General features: G+C 54.7%; 12 protein-coding genes. 9 read left to right on the top strand and 3 right to left on the bottom strand.

Going from position 1 to position 14,887, the window contains the following annotated elements; all coding sequences use genetic code 11:
• Positions 1-258 precede the first annotated feature (258 nt).
• The 5 genes from M1D70_RS18655 to M1D70_RS18635 are packed head-to-tail and all read left to right on the top strand — an operon-like array spanning position 259 to position 8,263.
• Entirely contained in the window at positions 259-1,689 is a 1,431-nt protein-coding gene (locus M1D70_RS18655) for an SWIM zinc finger family protein (protein WP_456287633.1), read from the top strand.
• 28 nt (positions 1,690-1,717) lie between these two features.
• The gene (locus M1D70_RS18650; RefSeq protein ID WP_456287632.1) at positions 1,718-3,574 is read left to right on the top strand and encodes a HEAT repeat domain-containing protein; all 1,857 of its coding nucleotides are present in this window, start codon (positions 1,718-1,720) and stop codon (positions 3,572-3,574) included.
• A 19-nt stretch (positions 3,575-3,593) separates the two neighbouring features.
• Positions 3,594-4,697, top strand: coding sequence for an ATP-binding protein (locus tag M1D70_RS18645; RefSeq protein WP_009591055.1), 1,104 nt, complete (start codon positions 3,594-3,596; stop codon positions 4,695-4,697).
• Positions 4,694-7,048: a DUF5682 family protein gene (locus M1D70_RS18640; protein ID WP_456287631.1), complete on the top strand. Its 2,355-nt coding sequence runs from the start codon at positions 4,694-4,696 to the stop codon at positions 7,046-7,048. Before M1D70_RS18645 ends, M1D70_RS18640 begins: the two co-directional genes overlap by 4 nt.
• 3 nt (positions 7,049-7,051) lie before the next feature.
• Positions 7,052-8,263: a VWA domain-containing protein gene (locus tag M1D70_RS18635; RefSeq protein ID WP_009591075.1), complete on the top strand. Its 1,212-nt coding sequence runs from the start codon at positions 7,052-7,054 to the stop codon at positions 8,261-8,263.
• A gap of 132 nt (positions 8,264-8,395) precedes the next feature.
• On the opposite strand, the gene M1D70_RS18630 is transcribed toward M1D70_RS18635, so the two are convergent.
• On the bottom strand, positions 8,396-8,572 hold the full coding sequence (locus M1D70_RS18630) for a hypothetical protein (RefSeq protein ID WP_009591058.1): 177 nt from the start codon (positions 8,570-8,572) through the stop codon (positions 8,396-8,398).
• Positions 8,573-8,809: 237 nt separating this feature from the next.
• Here M1D70_RS18630 and pxpB point away from each other — a divergent pair, with 237 nt between their 5' ends.
• The 4 genes from pxpB to M1D70_RS18610 all read left to right on the top strand — a co-directional run bounded on the left by pxpB (position 8,810) and on the right by M1D70_RS18610 (position 12,005).
• On the top strand, positions 8,810-9,529 hold the full coding sequence (pxpB, locus tag M1D70_RS18625; protein WP_456287630.1) for a 5-oxoprolinase subunit PxpB: 720 nt from the start codon (positions 8,810-8,812) through the stop codon (positions 9,527-9,529).
• Positions 9,526-10,533 carry a 5-oxoprolinase subunit C family protein gene (locus M1D70_RS18620; protein WP_456287629.1) on the top strand — a complete coding sequence of 336 codons (1,008 nt, stop codon included), beginning with the start codon at positions 9,526-9,528 and terminating at the stop codon, positions 10,531-10,533. The genes pxpB and M1D70_RS18620 overlap by 4 nt, the downstream gene beginning before the upstream one ends.
• Positions 10,534-10,540: 7 nt before the next feature.
• On the top strand, positions 10,541-11,302 hold the full coding sequence (locus M1D70_RS18615) for a LamB/YcsF family protein (RefSeq protein ID WP_456287628.1): 762 nt from the start codon (positions 10,541-10,543) through the stop codon (positions 11,300-11,302).
• A gap of 64 nt (positions 11,303-11,366) precedes the next feature.
• Positions 11,367-12,005: a pyroglutamyl-peptidase I gene (locus M1D70_RS18610; RefSeq protein ID WP_456287627.1), complete on the top strand. Its 639-nt coding sequence runs from the start codon at positions 11,367-11,369 to the stop codon at positions 12,003-12,005.
• A 169-nt stretch (positions 12,006-12,174) separates the two neighbouring features.
• Here M1D70_RS18610 and M1D70_RS18605 read toward each other — a convergent pair whose 3' ends face one another.
• Both M1D70_RS18605 and M1D70_RS18600 read right to left on the bottom strand, forming a co-directional pair.
• A complete protein-coding gene (locus tag M1D70_RS18605; protein WP_009591043.1) occupies positions 12,175-12,576 on the bottom strand; it encodes an immunity 7 family protein in 402 nt (133 codons plus the stop codon).
• 19 nt (positions 12,577-12,595) lie between these two features.
• On the bottom strand, positions 12,596-14,761 hold the full coding sequence (locus M1D70_RS18600; protein ID WP_456287626.1) for a restriction endonuclease fold toxin: 2,166 nt from the start codon (positions 14,759-14,761) through the stop codon (positions 12,596-12,598).
• Positions 14,762-14,887 lie beyond the last annotated feature (126 nt).

The raw sequence follows: 14,887 nt of genomic DNA, 5'->3' as shown, positions 1-14,887 counted from the left end.
GCATTGCGCGTGTTCGTCTACTCCTGGGTGATAGCAAATTTCGAAGAACCGGCTAAGCCGGCTCTTTTTTATTTTAACGGCAGCATAGCATAACAATATGTTCCATTTTAGGATGAGGATGATGGATTGAATAGGAATGGGTGTTCTTAAATAGGTCTTTAGAAGGGTAGGGAGCAGGGCGAAGATTCGATATGATTAAACGTAATGGATATTATTGCTGTTTTTGAACGCAGCGATTTGATTTAGGAGGGTATGAGTTTGGTTGAGATTACAGAGACATGGATCGATTCGCAGGCACCGAATAGCGCGGCCATTAAGAACGGGCAAGGTCTAGTAAAAAAAGGACGTTTCCTCAAGCTGCATCATTCCGAGGATCAAGCCGTGTTGTTCGGCACCTGTGCCGGCAGCGGAAGTTCCGATTACCAGCCGTCCGCCGATTTTGCGGTGCCGGAGAAGCCGGTCATGCGGTGCACCTGCCCGAGCCGGCAGTTTCCGTGCAAGCATGTGCTTGGACTGCTCTATGCGTATGCAGGCGGAGCATCGTTCACCCCCGCCGAGGTGCCGGAGGATTTGGCCGCCAAGCGGGAGAAGGCGGAGAAGCGGGAAGAGCGCAAGATCAAAGAAGCAGCCGAAGGAGCAGCACCAAAACCGAAGAAGGTTAACAAATCGGCGTTAAAAAAGAAACTCCATGCACAGTTGGAAGGCTTGGATGTTCTGGAAAAGCTTATACACTCATTGATCCGGAACGGACTCGGGACATTGGACAAAAAAGAACATAAGCGGATCCAGGAGCATGTGAAGCAGATGGGCAATTATTACTTATCGGGTGCTCAGACGGAGCTCCGCCGCCTGGCGCTGGTTCTGTCATCCGAAGACCAGGAGAAAGCTTATACATATGCGGTGGGGCAGCTTGCCGTCATGAACGCAATGATCAAGAAGGGCAGACAGTACCTGACCACAAAACTTGAGGATCCGGATATGAGGCTGGACCACGAGTCGACGATAGAGGAATGGCTGGGGCATGCATGGCAGCTGACCGAGCTGCAGAGCTATGGGTTAGTGAGCGAAGGAGCAGAGCTGGTGCAGCTTTCATTTCTGAGTTATGCCGACGATGCGCGGCTGGAGCATGTGGATACCGGATACTGGATCCAGAAGGACAGCGGCGAAATTCACCGGACGATCCAGTACCGTCCTTATAAAGCCGCCAAGCTGATGCGGGAAGAAGACAGCTTCTTTGATAAAGCCCATGTCCCTGTACTGTATCGCTACCCGGGAGATATGAACCGGCGTGTTCGCTTTGAAGAAATGACCTCAAGTCCGGTAACGGAAGAGGATCTGGAGTGGATTCGCAACCATGCGGCGGGTTCTTATGCTGAAGCCGTTAAAAAGGTGAAGAACCAGCTCAAGAATCCGCTTAGCGACAGCAACCCCGTCATGCTGCTGCTTGTATCCGGGATCGGCCGGAACGCGGAAGGGCAATATGCCATTACGGATGAATCCGGACAGTCGATCGGGCTGGCCGATGTGTATATGGAACCAACCGTGCCGATGCTGCGGTATTTGCCGGAGGAGAAGCTGAGCGGCGTATCCATGCTGGTTATGTTTGAGCACAACCTTGCGACGGGCCGTCTCTGGGCCCAGCCGTTAAGCATCATTACGACGAACGAAATCATCCGGCTATTGTACTAAGCAGGGTTAACGAAGGAGGAAAGCGAACATGAGTACGGCATTACTGCAGGAGCTTAACCAAGAGGTTAGGCGTTTATATATCGCCGGCAGCGAGCTCGCGGCAGGCGATTTCCGCCTGAAGCGGCTGCTGCCGCAGTTTCAACAGCTGGGAGAACGCGCTCCCGTGTTCAAACGATTGGGCGAGGGGATCCTTGCCTTGATCGAACCGGATTCCGGGAAGGAGAACCAGTCCGCACAGCTGCTTCAGGATATAAACCAGCTGCTGAGCTCCGTGCTGCATACGCAAGGAACGACAGCACCCGAAGGAGAACTGTTTCCGGTAGACCATCATCCGGTTTCGCTGTCATCCCATCTATCATACCGCAAGCTCTCAGCAGTACAGACCGCCCTGACCACGACGGGCAGCGGCCGTTACGAGATCATAGAAGAAGCGTGGAAGGAAGAGGTGTTCCGGGATTTCCGTCTGGTATACCTTGCAATCGAAGCGTTGAATGACCCTTACGTCGAGATTGGCGAGCTCGCGGCCAATGAGATACTGCCGGCGTACGGCCCGGAAATCGTTCCGTTTCTGATGGAAAGCTTTAATCCGGCGGGCGGAAAGCCGGAATCACGCAAGCTGAAGGTGATGGCGGCAACAGGCGGGAAGGAAGCGCTGGAGCTGATCCGCCAAGCGGCCGAGATCGGCAGCGACGAGGTGCGGTGCATGGCGATTAAACTGCTTGCGCGGCACGAAGAGTTTGAAGCGGATCTGATGGAATGGAGCAGGAGCAAGAAGAAGGTCATCCGCGAAGCGGCGTACGGCGCGCTGGCCGAGAACGGTTCCGATCAAGCCGTGGGGCGGTTGTATGAAGCCGCCCAAGGAAAAGACAAAGAGCTGGTGAATCCTGCCTTAGGCAGATGCCGTTCCGCCCTGTTGACGGATTGGCTTGTACGAGACTTGTCGGCGGAGCTTCAATCGGTTTCCGAATCCCTGGGCGACAAGCAAAAGCTGGAGGAGAGCTGGATCAAGGTGAAGCGCTGTTTGTGGGCCCTGCACGACAAACAAAATCCGGAGCTCGAGGAGCTGTACCGGAACGTGCTTCAGCAGTATGCCTTATACATCAAGTCTTTGGGCTGGACCTATCTGATGAATGAAGCGGTCATCTACATGAATCGCGTGGATTCCGGGGAAGCCAGGGAACTGCTGCGCCAAAATGCGGAGCATGATATAGAGCAATATAGACACAACGGCTCTTATGTCCGCGAGGTATTCCAAAAAGCAACGCGCGTGCTCCCGCCTGAACGCGTATATGAACAATACAAGGACGTTCTGTTACAAGGCTTCGCCTCGTCCCCGCTCAGCAACGCGGCCAAAGAGCGGAAAAAGCTATTGGATACCCTATCTGATCTGGTAATCCGCAGGCAGTATAAGCCTTATGAGGAAGTAATGCCGTTTGCGGGCAAGGAGAGCTACACGTATTACGTGGAGATGCTCCCGCAAGAGCAGCTGCTGGCGTGCTGGGATGACAGATGGCTGGAGCTGTTGATCGAGCAGGATGAGCTGGCGCTGGTCAGCGCGTTCGCCCGCCGGGGACATCGGGGCGCCGAATCGTATTTGCTGGCAAAGCTGCAGAATTCGCCGGAATTCCGCAACCGGTTTGCCAATCTGATTATTATGGGTCTTGTTCGTACCGGCATAAAGGATGAAGAGCTGTATGAAGCTGTTGTGGCCGCTCTTGAGGATAAGCGCAATCAGGACTGCTACATGATCGAGCCTTTTATATTCTCGCAGCTGTGCCGGTTGCCTGCAGATTATCATGACCGCGTCCATGCGGTGCTGGGCAACTACAAGGACAACGCCGAGGATCAGCTTCGATATATCCTTCGCCAGATGAAAGAACAATAAATATTAAGGAGTGGAACCCATGGGAGCAGGTCAAGAGCAATTGGAAGATATCATGCGTCAGCCCGCGGAAATACTGTTTCGTCATGAGCTGGAAGCGCTGCGCAAGGAGGATACCGGGAAAATTCCTGCCGGATGGCAGATGTCCCCTCAATCCGTACTTAAATTCATCGTTGGCGGCAAGGCCGGCAAGACGGAAATCACGCCTAAATATATCGGAAACCAACGTCTGATCGAGATGGCGGTCGCTACCCTGGTAACCGACCGCGCCCTGTTATTGATCGGGGAACCGGGCACGGCCAAATCCTGGCTGTCCGAAAATCTGGCGGCAGCAATCTATGGAAATTCCGGATTGGTCGTACAGGGCACGGCTGGAACGAGCGAAGAACACGTTCGGTATTCCTGGAACTACGCCATGCTGCTTGCCCAAGGCCCTACCCCCGAAGCGCTGGTGCAGAGCCCGATCATGAGGGCGATGGAAGCGGGCGGGATCGCCCGGTTCGAAGAGATTTCCCGCTGCGCCTCGGAGGTACAGGATGCCCTCATCTCCATTTTGTCCGAAAAGACGATATCGGTGCCTGAACTCGGAAAAGAAATGAATGCCCGAAAAGGCTTCTCGATTATCGCTACAGCGAATACAAGAGACCGCGGGGTCAATGAGATGTCGACCGCGCTGAAGCGCCGTTTCAACATCATCGTGCTTCCGGCTCCTGCGGATCTGGAAACCGAAATCGAAATCGTGAAGAAACGGGTGTCGGAGATTGCTTCCTCTTACGATCTTCAGGCTGCTGCTCCTGCAGATGAAGCACTGCTTAAGGTAGTTACCATCTTTCGGGAGCTGCGCAGCGGCATGACCCTGGATAAAAAGGAAAAGGTGAAGTCTCCTGCCGGGGTAATCTCGACCGCTGAAGCGATTTCGCTCCTGACCAACAGCATGGCGCTGGCAGCCAGCTTTGGCAGCGGGGAGCTCACCGACGAGGATTTGGCAGCAGGACTCCAAGGCGCGATCGTGAAGGATGATGATAAGGACCGGCTCGTGTGGAAGGAATATCTCGACAACGTGATGAAAAAGCGCGGTGCCGAGTGGCGGGGCTTATATCAAGCATGTAAGGAGATAAACAAGTGAATGCCGCCGGCATCCATGTGTTTGGCGTTCGGCACTTGTCACCCGCCGGTGCGAAGCATCTATTAGACTTTCTGGATGAGATTGATCCCACCGCCGTCCTCATTGAAGGACCGTCTGATGCAAGCGGGGAAATCCGGCATCTGGCCCATGCTACGACAAAACCGCCGGTTGCCATATTGGCATTTACCGAAGAAGTGCCGGTACAAACCGTACTTTGGCCTTATGCGGTATATTCTCCGGAATATCAGGCGATGAAATGGGCGCAGAAGCATGGAGCCTATGCCGCATTTATCGATCTGCCGTCGTCCTCTGCCGTATGCCTTCAGGAGCTCCGCCGCAGCCCGGTAGGCGGTTCTGGCGGGGAGGAGTCCGAAGACGAGAAGCCGGAAAGCGTTTCAGGTGCAGCAGAGCCGTCGGATGATAGCCTGCCGGCCGGAACATCCGTATATGAGCGGATTGCCGAGCTTGCTGGCGAATACGATTACGATATGTACTGGGAGCGGAGTTATGAACATAATTTAAACGCGGGGTCTTACCGGCAATCCATAACGGCTTTTTCCGGGCAGATGCGAGAGCTTTCGGAGGAGAGAGAACGGCTTGCGGATGCAGTGGAGTACGCCTACAATGCCGTCCGGGAGTCTTACATGCGCCGTCAGATTGTTGAAGCGATTGCGGCGGGGCATGAGCCCGAACGCATTGTCGTCGTCTGCGGGGCATACCATGCCCCTGCCCTTAGCGATTTGTCAAACCCGATGAGCGACGAGGAATTAACTCAGCTGCCTTCCCGGGCAACCAAACTGACCCTGATGCCATACTCTTACTATAAACTGTCGTCTATTTCCGGCTATGGCGCCGGTAATGCGGCTCCCCATTATTTTGAAATGATGTGGGAACGGATGCTGAAGGGCGCGTTAACGGAATTGCCGCACCAGTATTTATCCTTGGTGGCAGGCTCGATGAGAAAGAAAGGGACCCACCGGTCAACGGCAGAAGTGATCGAAGCCGTCCGGCTGGCGGAGTCGCTCGCCGCGCTCCATGGGGGCGGTATTCCCACCTTGCGGGATTTGCGGGATGCGGCCCAGACGCTGTTTGGGCGCGGTGAGCTTGCCGTCGTGGCAGAGGAGCTTGCCCGAACGGATATCGGCACGGCGATCGGCGAGCTGGCCGAAGGCGTCAGCCAGACGCCGATCCAGGACGACCTGAACCGCCAGCTCAAAAGGTTGAAGCTGGAGAAATATAAATCGGTTGTGGCCAACGATGTAATTCTGGATTTGCGCGAAAACCGGAGGGTTGCTTCGAAAGAGTCCGCCTATCTGGATTTGAACCGTTCCTTCTTGTTTCACCGCTTGAAGCTGCTGGGGATTGACTTCGTCAGCGCGAGACCGAGCGGGCAGGAGCAGGCGGCGTGGGCGGAGCACTGGGTTGTGAAATGGACGCCCGAGGTTGAAATCCAGGTCGTGGAGTCCACGCTGCTGGGAGAGACGGTAGAAGTAGCTGCCGCTTATATGCTCCAACAGAAGCTGGCGGACTGCAGCTCGATTGCCGAAGCCTCTTCGCTTATCCGAATCGCCTATGAGTGCGGGATGATTCACCAGATGGAAGCAGGCAGGCAGACCCTGCAGAAGCTGGCTGTGGACAGCCGTGATGTCGTACAGATCGCGGCCGCTTCCCGGTCGTTATCCGTGATGATCCGTTATGGCGGGGTCCGGCGAATGGATACGGAGCCGTTAGTGCCGCTGCTTCAGCAGCTGTTTATGCGCGCTTGCTTGTTCCTGCTTGATGGCAGCCAGTGCAGCGATGAGGTGTCCGGCTCGATGATCACCGCTATGAATGAGCTGAACAGCGTTGCGATGGAGCATGCCGAGCAGGTAGACGAGGAGCTTTGGCTGCAAGAGCTTCGGCATTTGTCGGAAAGGGATGACCTCAATGCACGGCTGTCGGGGTATGCATGCGCGGTCTTAATGGAGCGGAACGCGATTTCCCCGCAGCAGTGCGCCGAAGAAGTTTCGCGCAGACTCTCCCCCGGCATTCCGGCCGATTTGGGGGCGGGATGGTTCGAGGGTTTATCGATGCGGAACCGTTATGCCCTGCTATCACGGTTAAGTTTGTGGGAGCAGCTGAATGAATACATCCTGTCCCTGGACGATGAGGAGTTCGCGCGCGCCCTTGTCTTTCTGCGCAGGGCGTTCAGCAGCTTCTCGCCAAAGGAAAAGACGATGATAGCCGAGCTGCTTGGCGAACTTTGGGGCGTGAACGCAGAGCAGGCTGCCGAGATTTTGACCGGTGACTTGAAGGAGGAAGAAGCAAAAATGCTGGACGAATTGAATGATTTTGATTTTGAGGATTTTTAGGCTATGAGCAGTATGCAAGAATCCAACCAAGTATCGCGATGGCGGCTCATTCTGGGCCAGTCGGCAGAGCCTCAGCTAGCGGGCTTCAGCCCCGGCGGGAGCATTCAGCTGTCGGAGGAAGAACGCATCATGGACCGCGCGCTTGCTGCAATATACGATAATACGGACGGCGGGACGGATGCAGGCGGCGCGCCCTCGGGACAGCGGGGAGCCGGACAGGGAAAGTCGGCCCCTCGGCTCGCGCAGTGGCTGGGTGACGTCCGCTCCTTTTTTCCGGAAGACGTGGTGTCCATCATCCAGAATGATGCCATGGAACGAAAAGGGTGGAAGCAGCTGCTTTTTGAGCCCGAGGTACTGGCTACGGTCAAGCCGGATATACAGCTGGTCGGCACGCTGCTGTCCCTGAAGGGGAAAATCCCCGAGAAAACGAAGGACACGGCACGCCAGTTGGTGAAGGCGGTTGTGGATGAGCTGGTTCAGCGCCTTCACGAGGATATCCGCCGGGCGGTGACCGGGGCATTGAACCGCAGGCAGCATACGCCGCTCCCTTCGCTCAGCGGGATCGACTGGAAGCGGACGATACAGCGCAATCTGAAAAACTATGATGCGGACCGCAAACAGATCGTGCCGGAGCGTTTTTACTATTTTGACAGAGCCAAACGGAGCAAAGAATGGACCGTCATCGTGGATATCGACCAAAGCGGTTCCATGGCGGAATCCGTGATCTGGGCTTCGGTTATAGGATCCATATTTGCCAGCATCCCTTCGCTGGACACCCGCGTGGTGGTGTTCGATACGGAAGTCGTTGATCTGACCGAACAGTGTGCCCATGACCCGGTGGATATGCTGTTCGGGATCCAGCTCGGCGGCGGGACGGATATTCATAAATCGGTCGCTTATTGCGAGCAGTTTATCGAGGAACCGAAAAAGACGCTGTTCATCATCATTTCAGACCTGTATGAAGGCGGCAATCAGGCCGGACTGATCCGGCGCATGCGAGAATTGCGGGAAGCGGGGGTCAAGACGATGTGTCTTCTCGCTTTATCCGACGAGGGTAAACCCTTCTATGACGAGCAGGTAGCCAAACAGCTGTCCCGGGACGGCACCCCTTGCTTCGCATGCACTCCTGCGCTTCTTCCGCAGCTGGTGGAGGGCGCCCTCAAAGGGCAGGATCTAGCGGAACTCGCGAAGCGGTTAGGCACCAAAGGGATATAAACGCTGATCCAAGGCGGCGTGGTTTAAACCACATTAAGACCATAATTCGGTTTGCTTGTTAGATGACCGACTAAAAAGACCTCACCGTGATCCCGTAAACAACGGATCATACGTGAGGTCTTCTGCATGTTATTATGATTGGTTTTCGGTGTTTTGTCCCGCATTAGGCTGCTGCTGTTCAAACACCTCGGCTGCTTCTTCGGCAGAGAACTCGGTGTCAAATTCACCTGGAACCGGCATTTTGTTCAATTTCGTAGTCTGGACTTCCGCTTTTGTCGGTTCGTTGCTGTTGCGGTTTTGTTCGCTCATTGTGGCACCTCCTTATGCTAGTACGACTTCTGTATTTTGCCAAGGATGCCTAAATTTTATGCAAAAAGGGCAGCAATAGATTCGGCGGCATGTTCGGCACGGAGCTGCCCGTTTCTCATGTTCATCGATGATTATAGAATTTCGTATTCAACGAATGCCTGTTTCTCTGCTATCATAGGGATAACCCATTCGGGATAGACGGATATCAGGCAGTACATACAGAACGGAGGATGTACGATGAGCAAGTCCTATACGCTCTACCCCCTTGGGGATTCGGCCGTCCTCATTCAATTTGCGGACTTCGTGAGCGAGAAGGTGCATCGTCAGGTCACAGACATGACGAGGCGATTGGAACGGGAGCCATTTATGGGCTGGATCGAATGTATCCCGTCGTTTACGAGCATCGCGGTTTACTACGATTTTCATAAGATCGAAAAGCCTGACGGATTCGATACGGTATATGCATATGTATGCTCGATGCTGGAACAGCGGATGGAGGCGAACACGGCGGACGAGAACCTGAGGCCTTACGAGGTTGCAGATATTCCGGTTTGTTACGGAGGCGAATATGGGCCGGATTTGGAAGAGGTGGCCCGGAAGAATCATCTGTCGCCCATGGATGTCGTCAAGATTCATTCCGGGCAGGATTACTTGATCTACGCCATCGGTTTCGCCCCCGGGTTTCCGTATGTCGGAGGAATCCCGGAGCAAATCGCAACGGAGAGGAGAAAGACGCCCAGGCTGCGAATACCGGCCGGTTCCGTTGGAATCGCCGGGACGCAAACCGGCATCTATCCCATTGAAACGCCGGGCGGCTGGCAGATTATCGGCCGGACGCCGCTCGCATTGTTCCGTCCCGGTGCCGAGCCGCCAACGCTGTTGAAGAGCGGGCAATATATCCGGTTCCGGCCGATTCAAGCCGAGGAATACGAACGGTTAAGGGAAGTGAGCCTATGAGCATGACCGTCATCAAGCCGGGTCTGCTGGCGACTCTTCAGGATACAGGGAGACGGGGTTACGGCAGATACGGTATCATCGCGGCTGGAGCCATGGACGGCTATGCCTATCGGCTTGCCAACCGACTTGTCGGCAATGAGGGTGAACACGCCGTTCTGGAGATCACATGGTCAGGATTGGCCGTTGAATTTCACGACGATCGTTGGATTGCCATTACAGGCGGGGATTTATCGCCGCTAATCGATGGCGTAAAGGTGCCCATGTGGCGCCCGGTGCTGGTCAAATCGGGCCGTGTGCTGAGCTTTCAACAGCCGGCAGCGGGGTGCCGCGCTTATATGTCCGTATCCGGCGGATTTGATGTCCCGCCGGTCATGGGCAGCCTCAGCACGTATTTAAGGGCAGGAATCGGCGGATATGAGGGAAGAGCGCTCAAGCAAGGGGATACGCTGCATGCCCATGCTTCCCAGCTTCCGGTGGATTCGTCTGAACGAAACCTTCATGTTGACGATTACGGCGGCTTTCTCACCGCGAAATGGTCCGTTTCTGCTTCAGGGTATGACTTCACCGGGCAAGATGCGGTGGTACGCGTGCTGAACGGGCGTCAATTCGATGCTTTTGACGACGACAGCAAGCAAGCGTTGTTCCGGGAACGGTTCACCGTCACTCCGCAATCGGATCGGATGGGCTACCGATTGACCGGTCCGCCGCTGACGTTAAGGCAAGCAAAGGAATACATATCCGAGCCGGTTGCTCTGGGAACGGTACAGGTTCCCTCCGATGGCCAGCCGATTATTCTGATGGCGGATCGGCAGACGCTTGGCGGCTATCCCAAAATCGCGCAAGTGGCTTCGGTCGATATTCCGCTGATTGCCCAGCTGCCGCCAGGCGGCAGCATCCGATTTGCGGAAATTTCCTTGGCGGAAGCGGAACGGCTATACGCGGCCCGCGCTCGGGAGCTTCGAATGATGGAAGCGATGATCAGGCAGAAATTAAAGGAGTGGTGATTTCGTCATGGTTCGAGTGGACCTGAACTGCGATATGGGAGAGAGCTACGGAGCTTACAAGCTGGGCAACGATAAGGAGCTGCTTCGAAGCATCACCTCGGCTAACATCGCTTGCGGGTTCCATGCAGGCGATCCGGCCGTCATGCGGGCAACGGTGCGTCTGGCGGTCGAGAGCGGCGCCGCCATCGGCGCGCATCCGGGCTTGCCCGATTTGGCCGGTTTCGGAAGAAGAAGGATGGACATTACGCCCGTTGAGGCTTATGACATGGTCACCTATCAGGTGGGGGCCTTGATGGCTTTTGCGGTACAGGAAGGGGCCGGGCTTCAGCATGTAAAGCCGCACGGAGCCCTTTATAATATGGCTGCAGCCTCCAGGTCTCTGGCAGACGCGATTGCCTCCGCCATCAAACAAATCGATCCGACCCTCATTCTGTTTGGATTGGCAGGCAGCGAGCTGATCGCGGCAGGGAAAGCAGCAGGGCTTCGAACGGCCAGTGAAGTGTTTGCGGATCGCACGTACCAGGACGACGGCTCCCTCACGCCGAGGAATCGGCCGGATGCCGTCATCACCGATCCCGAAGCTTCCGTCGCGCAGGTGGTGAGGATGGTCAAGGAAAACATGGTGGTATCCTTGACCGGCAAGCTGATCCCGATAACAGCGGACACCGTTTGCATACATGGAGACGGTGCGCACGCATCGTTATTCGCCACCACCTTGCGATCCCGGCTTGAAGGCGAGGGCGTCAAGGTACAAGCCATCCAATCGTAATGATCAGTAAAATATTTACGTATGACCCAGGCAGCTTACATAACGATTACAGGAGATATGCCATATGCTAAAAATATTAATTTCAGGCTTTGAGCCCTTTGGCGGGAGTTCCGTCAATCCTACGGAGAGACTGGTTGAAGAGATCCGGCAAGAGGTCTTTCCTGGCGCCGAGATCCGGACGCTGCTTCTTCCCGTGCATTACGACGAATGCGCGGACATTCTGCTGCAGGAGATGAAGGCATGCGAACCCGATGCGGTCATCGCTTGCGGTGTGGCGGGGGGCCGGACCGCCATTACGCCGGAACGGATCGCCATTAACATCAAGGACATACCGTCGGAATCGACGATGACGGATAACCGGGGTGCACGGCCCCAAGACGAGCCTATAGACGTTGACGGACCGGACGGATTATTCTCAACCCTTCCGATCCGTTTGATGGTCGACCGGCTGAAGGAAGCAGGGATACCGGCATCGGTATCCAATACAGCCGGAACGTATATTTGCAACGATACGATGTATGCGATTCTGAATGAAATCCGGCGCGAGCAACGGTCTGCTATTGCCGGCTTCGTGCATTTTCCGGCTTCGACGGAGATGGCCGTGGAGAAGCCGTCCCTGCCGACCCTATCGCATGAAACGATGCTGAACGGCCTGCGAATCATCGTTCAAGCAACGATCGATGAATTGAATGGACGTGCTTAAGCCTTTTTGAAAGCTCGTTCACCAAATGTTACTACGAACCAGGCCATATTCAAATAAACCATAAATCCCGCACCCCGTCTTCCATGGAAACATGGCATGAAGGGATGCGGGATTTTTTTAAGACAACGGTACGTATAGATTCGTAGAAAGGACCATGCGGATATCGTCGTTAGTCGACTTCATCTTCGATCACCGGCACGCAAGGAGAGAGGAACGCGTCGCGCTGCTCCTGTAATTGTCCGCGTGCCAGCACTTGAACCCGGAACTCGTTATCGTAGCCTTCCAAGTTCTCATCGTCCCGGGTGTACAGCAAACCGTATGAACCGGGAGCGATTTCGCCAATCAATTGGTACAACGCTACAATCTCGGCAGCTTCGGCTCCCTTGCGGTTGGTAAACCCGCCGACATGAAGATAATATGAGCCGTTGGCCGCATTTAAGGATAACAAGCCGCTGCCCCATGCGAATTCGGTAATTTTAAGCTGTATTTTCTGAATGATCATATCGAGCTGCCCGGCATCCGCTTCCGCAGGACTCTCTTGAATGGTAGCCCAGCCGTGAAATTCATACATGAATGCTCACTCCTTGTCGTTATAATGGATCGGTATCGATGTGGACTTCTATTCCATATCTTTGGCTGTATTCATGCAGTTTGTCAATAACCGATTGGGCAGGCTCCCCTTCAAAATGATAATAGACCTTTCTGCCGGTTTGCTCGGCAGCTTCGAAGGTCGCTTTCATTTGATCGCGTACCTTTTTGTTCACCTGCTGAAGGGCAGGCTTGGTCTGGGCGACGTATTCATCGCTAATCGCGTCGAATTCACGGCCGATGGGATCGGAATCAAACTTCATCCTTGATTCTCCGCCAAGGCGCTCCGCCAGCGCATCGGCGGCTGCGTCCGGCTTGTTGACCTTCTGCAGCTCACCGGAATATCTCGGTGCCTCTTGGGGGGTGTCGTTTGATTCGTCCGTCTTTTCGTTATCGGGTTTGTCACTCGGCTTATCCTCATCGGGCTTTTCGTTATCCGGTTTATCTTGATTCGGTTTGTCTTCGTCCGGCTTATTATTCTCATGGTCATCGTCAGGCTTCCGCGGATTCTCTCCCGGTTGTTCATGGGGCCGATCCGGCTCATCGCGCGTCTTCGAGCCGAATTTTTCGGTGAGCGAATCCAACCATCTTCTTGCCCGCGGGCCCAGTTTATTGGACAGCCACGAGAGGCCTTTGCCGACCGGGATCCGGCTGAGGATCACGGCTAACACGGCAGCGGCCGCATTCTGAGGAGAAAGCAGCTTCTTCGGATCGCGGATGTATCCCGCGATTTCGTGTCCCCCGGCGGCAATGCCGGCACCTGTCATGGCGATGCCGAGTGCCGGCCAGAAGCTGACAAACAGCAGGGACAGGGCAAAGGCGCCTAGTATGATTCCCGCTTGTTCCCAGCCGCTAAGCCGATCCCACCAATTCTGGAGGGAGTCGAACAGGCACGCAAAGCAGGAGGAGTCCGCAGCCGTCATGAAATCACCAACGCCGGATAGGATCCCGGCAGCTAGCATGAGGAGTCCGATGACTCCCAGAACGGCAGAATACTTTCTTACATTGTCCTGAACCTGATCACGTTGGCCCGCGGCTTCAAGATTGCCGTACAGCAGAGAGTATCCGAGCTCGCGCCGCTGGCGGTAGAAACCGAGCAAGTAGCCCAGGCGTTTCCGGTCCGTAAACAAAGCCCGCGTCATCTGCCAAAGCTCCGTTAACGGATTGATGAGGGGTTCCCCCTTAAGCACAGGCAGACGGTCGCGTATTCGATGCAGGTCCCAGTAGTCGATGAACAAGCCGAGAACAAGCAGAGTCAGGAAGAATCCTTCGGTTCGGTAGCCCTCCCCGGTCCACTCATGAAGGGTAAGTATCCAATCCGGCAGCCGATTCTGACCATTCCAGGCCGCATGATTCAGGATAGCCCAGAGCAGCAGGATCGCCGGAAAAGCATAGGCCCATCGGGTGAGGCGTTTGGAGAACCGAAAAGCGATGCCGATGCCGAGCGCGATCATGGCACTATGTACGGGATGCGTAACATTCATCATGGTAGGAATAAAGCTTTCCTCGAAGTAGCCGGGAAACCAATCGAAGAACTCCCAATGCAGCGTTTTGCCGCCAAGAAAAGAAACTCCGTAATTGCTTTGGACCAGGCGCCTAGACAGCTCCTCCATAAATTGAAAGCCAATGCCGGGAGCAGCGCCCAATAACACGTAATCGCCTAGGCTCAATGAAGTGGCTCTTCTTGAAAAAAACAAATATACTGCCAGCGGCAGCAGCTTGTAAATTTCTTCTATGATGGGGGTCATGACGGCAAATGACCATGTGTCGGTCGTACGTCCCCCGAATATCATATGCAGTCCCTGCATGGTTCCGTTGGTCAAGGGAATGACCAAGAGAACGCCCGAGAGAACAAACAAGCTGACCTGCTTCCAGGCGACCGTTTTGCTTCGGCATAACAGCCAAAATTGAAGCAGCACGTAGAAGGACCACAAATACTGAACAAGCATGGTACGCGATTCTTCGATCAGAACCAGACTTACAATGAGCACCGCCAAGGAAATCCAGGAAAACAAGTGATATACCTTGGAAAGGATAGGATATTTTCCGATCCATTCCCTCAAGACCCCGTATATCCGCTCCATGGTGTCCCTGACTCTCGTCCGAATAACCGCTATTGACGATGTAATGGAATTCACCCCCCGCTGAATCAACCACGAACTTCCCATGCTCCCTATAGACAGTTTGCTATATATTTACACAATTGGTCCTCATAGTGAAACATTTCTTTGATCAGCATATGCGGTTTGAGACGGAGGTAGTGCTGCTCATAAAATAAAACTCCTCTGGCGGCC

This window comes from Paenibacillus sp. AK002 (assembly GCF_053903045.1).
This window is presented reverse-complemented; position numbering and strand designations above follow the sequence as displayed.